Raw genomic sequence first — 8,094 nt, 5'->3', positions numbered from 1 at the left:
TTCAGGTCATAGCCGAAATAATACAAAAGCAAGTGGAGAAAAACGACTCGTTTTTCTCCACTTGCTTCATTTTAGGGACTTATCAGACAGCCCCTCATGCTTTAATTTTTTCATTTTCAGAAACAGAAAAGAATGTTTTTAAAGCTTCAAATACATCTAATTTCCTTTTTAAAATGTGGTATCTAAACTTGGGGTTATCAATTTTCTGGAAGGCACTCATAAGTGTAGAGGGTATACGATTATACTGATTCACTTCTCCATATCCAAACATATTACATACTTTTATCATTTCTGTTACGAGTTTTACACAACGAGCATTATCGGATGTCAAATTATCTCCATCCGAAAAATGGAAAGGATAAATATTGTATCTTGATGGTTGATATTTTTCATGAATAAGCTCTAATGCTTTACGATAGGCCGATGAACAAATTGTCCCACCACTTTCTCCTTTTGAAAAGAAGTCCTCCTCTGAAACAACTTTCGCTTCAGTATGATGGGCAATAAACTCAATATCAACCGTTTCGTATTTCGTTCGTAAAAAGCGCGTCATCCAAAAGAAAAAGCTTCGGGCCATATATTTTTCCCATATCCCCATTGAACCACTTGTATCCATCATCGCCAGAACGACAGCTTTTGATTCAGGTTTTACAACTTCATTCCACGTTTTAAACTTTAAATCTTCTGGATAAATCGGATGAAAGCTTGGTTTACCCGCCATCGCATTGCGCTTATAAGCTGCAAGCATCGTCCTTTTTTTATCAATGTTTCCCATAAGTCCAGTGCGACGAATATCATTAAATTCTATATTTTCTACTACGTTTTGGTCTATTTCTTTTCGTTGTAAATTCGGAAGCTCAAGCTCCTTAAATAAAGCCTGTTCTAAATCCATGATGGATACTTCTGCTTCGTAATAGTCCTCACCAGGCTGATCACCAGCCCCTTGACCTTTTCCTGGTCCTTGTGCCCCTTGACTTCCATCCTTTGCAATAACGTCACCAATTTGACTATCTCCATTCCCTTGGCCGACATGTTTGTTTTTATCATAGTTATAACGGATTTTATATTCATCAAGAGAACGGATCGGAATCTTCACAACATCCTTTCCATTCGACATAATGATGCTTTCTTCTGTAATGAGATCAGGCAAATTATTTCGAATGGCCTCTTTCACCTTTTCTTGGTGACGAACTTGATCATCATGGCCTTTCCGGTGGAGGGACCAGTCTTCTCTTGAAATCACAAAATTATGATTATTCCCTTTTGACGACATACTCCTTACCCCCTCCTACAAATTATTTTTTTAAAAAAAGGAACAATTTGAAGATACCGTGCATAAAGTAATGTGAATGATTATTCCAAATATGGAGTTACATAGATTAGATTACTCTATACTATGCAGAAAATTGTGATTATTGACAACCATTTTGTAAAAAATGGGCGTTTGTCCTTTTCTCTATAGTCCTCATACATAGGCCCGTACTTTCAGCAGCTTTGTATGTTATATTTATGTAGGAATTGCCTGTCCTCATTCATCCCAATAAAAGATTTATGGCAAAACAATTCCGTAATGCTAAAAGCATACGGGATTTTTTATTTATGACGTTCAATATTCTTCAAACAAAATCCAACAGCAAATTTTGCATTCCGAAAGGCTGTTTTCGTAAACTTTGTTGCTTTTCGACTGGCCATGAGCCGAACAAAGCACGTGGTCGGACAAATTATATTTGTCCGACCGTCGACTTTTGTTCGGTTCATGTCACGCTACATGCGTGACATAGCAAGCGTATCGCTTGCCTGACAGTCGAAAAGCTATCGTATAGTAAAGCAACAATCTTTTAGAAAAGAGCCTTCCGAAAACAAAACAATGGAAAGAACAAACATGACTAAAATTGAAACACGATGAGCTTTCGAATGTTCCTCAAAGAAAAAATATGAATAGATGAATCTTTTAGGCCTATTCTTACGTAATACTTTATAACCAAAACGAAAGGGGATATAAGATGATTGTTTCAACAACACCCACATTACAAGGAAAGACAGTAGAACGTTACTTAGGAATAGTTTCTGGAGAAGCGATTATGGGGGCTAATGTTGTCCGTGATTTTCTTGCTTCCGTAACTGATGTGATCGGCGGCAGAAGTTCTTCCTATGAAAATAAGCTAGCGGAAGGTCGCGAAATTGCGTTACGTGAAATGCAGGAGAAAGCACAACGTCTTGGAGCAAATGCTATTGTTGGCGTCGATTTAGACTTTGAAACATTACGTGATGGAATGATGATGTGTATTGCGACCGGTACAGCTGTATATGTAAAAGAGGAGTAAAGGGTTCTCCACAACTAGTGATTTGGTTCAGAATACAAAATTTATATATGCAATAAAATCTTGAAAGGGTTTGACCCCCCAACAAAAAGTGGGGCCAGACCCTTTTGACTAAAATCTCCCCGACTTCAAAATGGAATATAACAACCATAAAAACATCAGTGTCGCTACTCCAAACCAATTTCAATGGCCGGAATTTTCCACAACAATGATGATTGTCTGCCATCGAAGAACCAATAATGATCCCTACTGCTGCAAAGAATTCTTGACCCGTTCACCAGTCGTTTTAGAGTCCTTGTCTTTTGTTTCAAAAAACAACCGCTGAGGGAAAGAAAGAAATTGAGCAAAACCAAATTCTTCAACTACCATGCCAAATCCATTGCGAAGTAAAACGCTTGCAATTTCACGATAACGATTGATATGATGCATCCTTTTTCCAACCATCCCTCCCCTTTAACAGCAGTGTTCTTAAATTCCTCCTCGCTCACTGATCTCTTTTTTATAGATTTTGAATTCGTTGTTCTAATTTACTGAGATCATCCTTTGTCGCTATATTTAATTCGTCCATGAATTGTTTAAGCTGCTCACGCATAATGCTTTTCAATTCTTGTTTTTCTTCTTCGCCTCGTTAAATCAATTGATTGATTATGTCCTTTGACTCTTCTAGAGGCACCTCTGTTGCTGTTTTATTTTAGTAATGATAGCACTTCATCAATCTTGTGTCGAGCTTCCTGTTCACCCGCTTCAATGCACTCACGTATTTTGCTTGTGTCGAACGCTAAAACATGTCCTACTTCCGGACGAAAAACTATATCTGCATACTTAAGATTAGCACGTCTCTGTCTAGTCATCATGATCGTGAAAGAACGGTACATCACTTCAAAAATACTGCGGGGCTCTTGTTCTTCATGTTCTCTTTCTACATCCACGGCCATCACTACATCCATACCCGCCATGTGAAGCAAATCTGCTGGGAGATTATTCAAAATCCCTCCGTCAACCAATACTTTGTCTTGATAATGAACGGGAGAAAAAATACCTGGAACCGATGTGGTGGCCCGAATGGCCAAGCTAAGGCTCCCTTCTTCAAAAACGAAAACGTTTCCTTTAATTAAATCTACCGATACCGCTCGAAAAGGAATTTTCATGTCCTCAATTCGAATATCACCAAGACCTTTTTGTTCTAAAAATTGAATCAAGTTAGCGTATATTTTGTTTCCAGCTAAAATCCCACGTTTTTGAATGCCAATATCTAAGAATCGGTAAGACGGGGTGTTCAATACAAACTCTTCGATTTCCTCGATGTCAATACCAGCGGCAACTAATCCCCCAATGGCACCGCCCATGCTAGTGCCTGCAATAAAATCAATCGGTATTTCATATTTTTTTAAAACTTTTAACACACCAATGTGGGCTAATCCGCGCACCGCTCCTCCACCTAATGCTAATCCTACTTTCATAACGATTTTTCCTTTCTTCAAAGGATTTATTGAAATCACTCCAAATCAGTCTAACTGTAGAAATAGGCTGCTACATAGTTTTTGAATATTTACAAAGAAAGATTTGTTCACATCTTCATTTTTCCAAAAATTTTCATAAAGAATTCGAGAAAATCGTTCATTATCGTTTTTCATCTCCTCCTTCTTTTTATTTAGGCACTTTTCTATAATAGATTGTTGCATGACTATAGCTTTTCGACTGTCATAGGCAAGCGACACGCTTGCTATGTCACGCATGTAGCGTGACGTGAACCGAACAAAAGTCGATTGTCGGACAAATGTGATTTGTCCTTTTTTTCTAAAAGATAACGCATGTAACAAATTAGCCCAGATTTTGGAGACAAGAAATGAATTGAACTTTCATTTTAGCTAGAACGAATCTCTGTGATAAGGAATGGATTAACGAAAACGGAAAAGGCCATTTTCATAATTTTACGTTTTCGTTTCATCTACTGTTGTCAAAACTAGATATTATTATTATAAAAATTTCTAAGTAAATGCAAACAAAAAAAGCATGCCTAGGTGGTAGGCATGCTAGCGGTTCAGTAAGCTTCCAACATATCGAAGCAGCTCATTCGCTGATGTTGAGTTGTAGCCGTATTCATCAATTAATCTCGCTACAACTTCATTGATTTTCTTTAATTGCTGTTCGTCTGGGGTTTTTGTTGATGTTGTAATTTTGACGACATCTTTTAAATCAGCGAACAGCTTTTTCTGAATCGCTTCACGGAGACGCTCATGTGAGTTATAATCAAATCGCTTTCCTTTCCGGGCATAAGCAGAAATGCGAATTAATATTTCTTCACGGAATGCTTTTTTCGCATTTTCAGATATGCCAATCTGTTCTTCAATCGAACGCATGAGTTTTTCATCTGGATTCATTTCTTCGCCTGTTAACGGGTCACGAATTTTGTTTTTATTACAATAAGCTTCTACATTATCTAAATAATTATCCATAAGAGTTTTTGCTGATTCTTCATACGAGTACACAAAGGCTTTTTGTACTTCTTTTTTCGCAATTTCATCATATTCCTTGCGAGCAACGGAGATAAAGTTTAAATATCGCTCACGATCTTCATTTGAAATAGACGGATGTTGATCTAACCCCTCTTTTAAAGAACGGAGGACATCTAGCGCATTAATGGATGGTACATCTTTACGAATAATCGTTGAAGAGATACGGTTAATAACATAACGCGGGTCAATACCACTCATTCCTTCATCTGGATACTCTTTTTTCAACTCCTCAACGTCAACCGAGTTAAACCCTTCAACATTTTCCCCATCATATAAACGCATTTTCTTAACTAAATCGATATCGCTGCGTTTCGGTTCTTTTAAACGGGTTAAGATCGTAAACATCGCCGCAACCTTTAACGTATGTGGAGCAATATGGACATCGGCTACGTCGCTTTCCTTAATCATTTTTTCATAAATTCTTTCTTCTTCTGACACCTTCAAGTTATACGGAATTGGCATGACAATAATTCTTGAGTGTAATGCCTCATTTTTCTTATTTGAAATAAACGAGCGATATTCGGTTTCATTTGTATGGGCGACAATTAGCTCATCAGCAGAAATAAGAGCAAATCTTCCTGCTTTAAAGTTTCCTTCTTGTGTTAAAGATAAGAGATGCCATAAAAACTTTTCGTCACACTTCAACATTTCTTGAAACTCCATGATTCCGCGGTTCGCTTTATTTAACTCCCCATCAAACCGATAGGCTCTTGGATCTGATTCAGAACCATATTCAGCTATCGTTGAAAAGTCAATGCTTCCGGTTAAATCTGCGATGTCTTGTGATTTAGGGTCAGACGGACTAAACGTACCGATTCCGACCCGCTTATCTTCTGAAAAGAAGATCCGTTCTATCATCACATCTTCAATACGTCCACCATACTCTTTTTCTAGCCGCATCATATTTAACGGAGATAAATTTCCTTCCACTCTAATCCCATATTCTTTGTAAAAATCATCGCGAAGATGGTGCGGGATTAAATGTAGTGGATCTTCATGCATTGGGCAACCTTTAATGGCATATACAGCCCCACGATCCGTTTTTGAATATTGTTCTAATCCACGTTTTAACATGGTCACTAATGTCGACTTACCACCGCTTACAGGTCCCATCAATAAAAGGATCCGCTTTCTGACATCGAGACGTTTGGCAGCAGGATGAAAATATTCTTCCACTAAACGTTCAAGCGCTTCATCAAGCCCAAATAATTCTTGATCAAAAAACTTATAACGTTTCCTTCCATTCACCTCTTCAATGCCAGCATCCTTAATCATATTGTAAACGCGAGAGTGAGCGGATTGAGCAATCCAAGGCTTTTCTTTTAAAATCTCCAAATATTCAGCGAAGGTACCTTCCCACTTTAATCGTTCTTCATCTTCTCTATACTTTTCAATCTTTTTTAAAATATCCATAAGGACCTCCTCCATCGTTGTTAATCCAAGTGCTCGATTAATACACTTTATGCAAGGATGTCCTTTAACATGCTTTCGAATCAAATAAATACAATCTCGTTCATGACATTTAAAGTATTCAAGAGATGTAAGAAGTTTGACAAATTTTATAAACATCGTAATTTCCGTTCACACTTTGGGGATGTTAATGTATAATTAAGACTAGCATTCATTATATTGAAACCGTTTTTTTGTTAATTGGATCGAAAAAGGAGGGTCTTAAATGAAAACTGCTCTTATTCTAGGAGTATGTCTTGCATTTTTAACCGCTATTTTCACAGCAGGATATAACGATAAGCCAGGTGTAAAAAAGAAGTAAAAAATTCACATAAAAAGCTGTCATCATTTTCTTTTCTAAAACGATGACAGCTTTTTTTCTATGCTAATCCAGGATAATTTTGTTGCCTGAGCGCTTCATAAACTAAAATCGCAGCCGTATTCGATAAATTTAATGACCGAACATTTTCCGTCATTGGGAGACGTAAGCAGCGATCCATATTTTGTTCAATGATCTCATCTGGGAGGCCATTAGTTTCACGACCGAACACAAAGTAATAATCTTTATTTGGGTCGCTATAGTCGTAGCTCGTATGCGTTCTTTTTCCGAATTTCGTAATAAAGTAAAACTCGCCATGTTGATTTTTTTCAAACAATTCATCTAAAGAATCGTAATAGATGACATTCACATATTGCCAATAATCTAAACCTGCACGACGCAGCATTTTATCATCTGTTGAAAATCCTAATGGTCTTATTAAATGTAATGTAGTATTGGTTGCCGCACAAGTACGAGCAATATTTCCGGTATTAGCAGGAATTTCTGGCTGATATAATACGACATGTAAAGCCAAAACTGTTTCACCTCTCAAGATCCATTCTATATAGTTTCATATCCATTATTTTAACGATTTGTCATCCATGATATGAAAAAATTTATATTTGATATTTGGTGTATAGGCTGTAGAATCTTCATAAGACCAATATCGTTTACGACAATTATGCGTATTGGCGTTAACTAAAGGCATGTTTTCGTTATCCTTTGCCACAACAAATGTTGTATGGTCAAAGCGACCATCTCCTTGAAAATCATAGCAAATGACATCACCAGGTACAAGCTTTTCAGGAGAAAAAACTTCTTCCGCTCTTAATCCTATTTTAGAGTTTGATAAATAAACCATTATAGAATGAGCTACTGTCCAGCTAAAACTCCAATCATTATTTTTCATCCACCATCCAACCGTTCGCTTCGGATAACCTCGCATTGGAGCGCCTCCAGCAAACAAGCATTGCGAAACAAAATTCGTACAATTCACTTCAAAATTTTTAAACTTTGGATTATACTCGTTCCACCACCGCTCGGCATATTGAATCGCTGCTAATCGATCATACTGAAATGAAATGCTTGATGATTTCAAGTCCATAGTTTCTTTGTATTCACGGTCATCTTGATTTGAGATGGTAAAATTTTTCGGAATTGCTTCATCTTTGATCAGATGACCAGAAGCGGAGAATTCAGCTATACGATTTTCCCCGTATTCTTCAATATAGAAAAAATCTCCTTGTTTATAAACGAAACGATAATGGCATAAGTAATGAGTCGGACCATTAACTTTCCCACCGTTTTTCGGCCATTTAATGTTTGCCGTCGCTTTTACGATTTCAGCCTTTCGTTTTTCAGCAAGAACTTTTTTCTTTTCCAACCACTCTAGATTATGGAGGTTTGAAGGATGACGGCGTGATTTACTTACTAAATATTGGAGACCTTCGTTAATCTGTTGATGTATTGCCTCAACATTCATCAAAAC

At 37.2% G+C, this 8,094-nt stretch carries 7 protein-coding genes; 1 reads left to right on the top strand and 6 read right to left on the bottom strand.

Features of this window, described 5'->3' with window-relative positions; all coding sequences use genetic code 11:
- Nucleotides 1–94: 94 nt before the first annotated feature.
- Nucleotides 95–1,273: a sporulation protein YhbH gene (yhbH, locus tag J2S06_RS14675; protein WP_419152766.1), complete on the bottom strand. Its 1,179-nt coding sequence runs from the start codon at nt 1,271–1,273 to the stop codon at nt 95–97.
- A 730-nt stretch (nt 1,274–2,003) separates the two neighbouring features.
- On the opposite strand from yhbH, the gene J2S06_RS14670 reads away from it, so the two are divergent.
- Complete coding sequence (locus J2S06_RS14670) at nt 2,004–2,324, top strand: YbjQ family protein (protein ID WP_044894258.1); 321 nt, start codon at nt 2,004–2,006, stop codon at nt 2,322–2,324.
- A 243-nt stretch (nt 2,325–2,567) separates the two neighbouring features.
- Here J2S06_RS14670 and J2S06_RS14665 read toward each other — a convergent pair whose 3' ends face one another.
- The 5 genes from J2S06_RS14665 to J2S06_RS14645 form a co-directional block, all read right to left on the bottom strand.
- Nucleotides 2,568–2,765: a hypothetical protein gene (locus J2S06_RS14665; RefSeq protein WP_044894259.1), complete on the bottom strand. Its 198-nt coding sequence runs from the start codon at nt 2,763–2,765 to the stop codon at nt 2,568–2,570.
- 242 nt (nt 2,766–3,007) lie between these two features.
- Nucleotides 3,008–3,781 carry a patatin-like phospholipase family protein gene (locus J2S06_RS14660; protein ID WP_419152765.1) on the bottom strand — a complete coding sequence of 258 codons (774 nt, stop codon included), beginning with the start codon at nt 3,779–3,781 and terminating at the stop codon, nt 3,008–3,010.
- 573 nt (nt 3,782–4,354) lie between these two features.
- Nucleotides 4,355–6,250, bottom strand: coding sequence for a PrkA family serine protein kinase (locus J2S06_RS14655; RefSeq protein ID WP_419152764.1), 1,896 nt, complete (start codon nt 6,248–6,250; stop codon nt 4,355–4,357).
- A 416-nt stretch (nt 6,251–6,666) separates the two neighbouring features.
- Nucleotides 6,667–7,140 carry a tRNA (uridine(34)/cytosine(34)/5-carboxymethylaminomethyluridine(34)-2'-O)-methyltransferase TrmL gene (gene trmL, locus J2S06_RS14650; protein WP_044895719.1) on the bottom strand — a complete coding sequence of 158 codons (474 nt, stop codon included), beginning with the start codon at nt 7,138–7,140 and terminating at the stop codon, nt 6,667–6,669.
- A 45-nt stretch (nt 7,141–7,185) separates the two neighbouring features.
- On the bottom strand, nt 7,186–8,088 hold the full coding sequence (locus J2S06_RS14645) for an amidase domain-containing protein (protein WP_419152767.1): 903 nt from the start codon (nt 8,086–8,088) through the stop codon (nt 7,186–7,188).
- Nucleotides 8,089–8,094 lie beyond the last annotated feature (6 nt).

The sequence above is a fragment of the Bacillus alveayuensis genome (genome assembly GCA_030812955.1).
Lineage (GTDB): Bacteria > Bacillota > Bacilli > Bacillales > Aeribacillaceae > Bacillus_CB > Bacillus_CB alveayuensis.
This window is presented reverse-complemented; position numbering and strand designations above follow the sequence as displayed.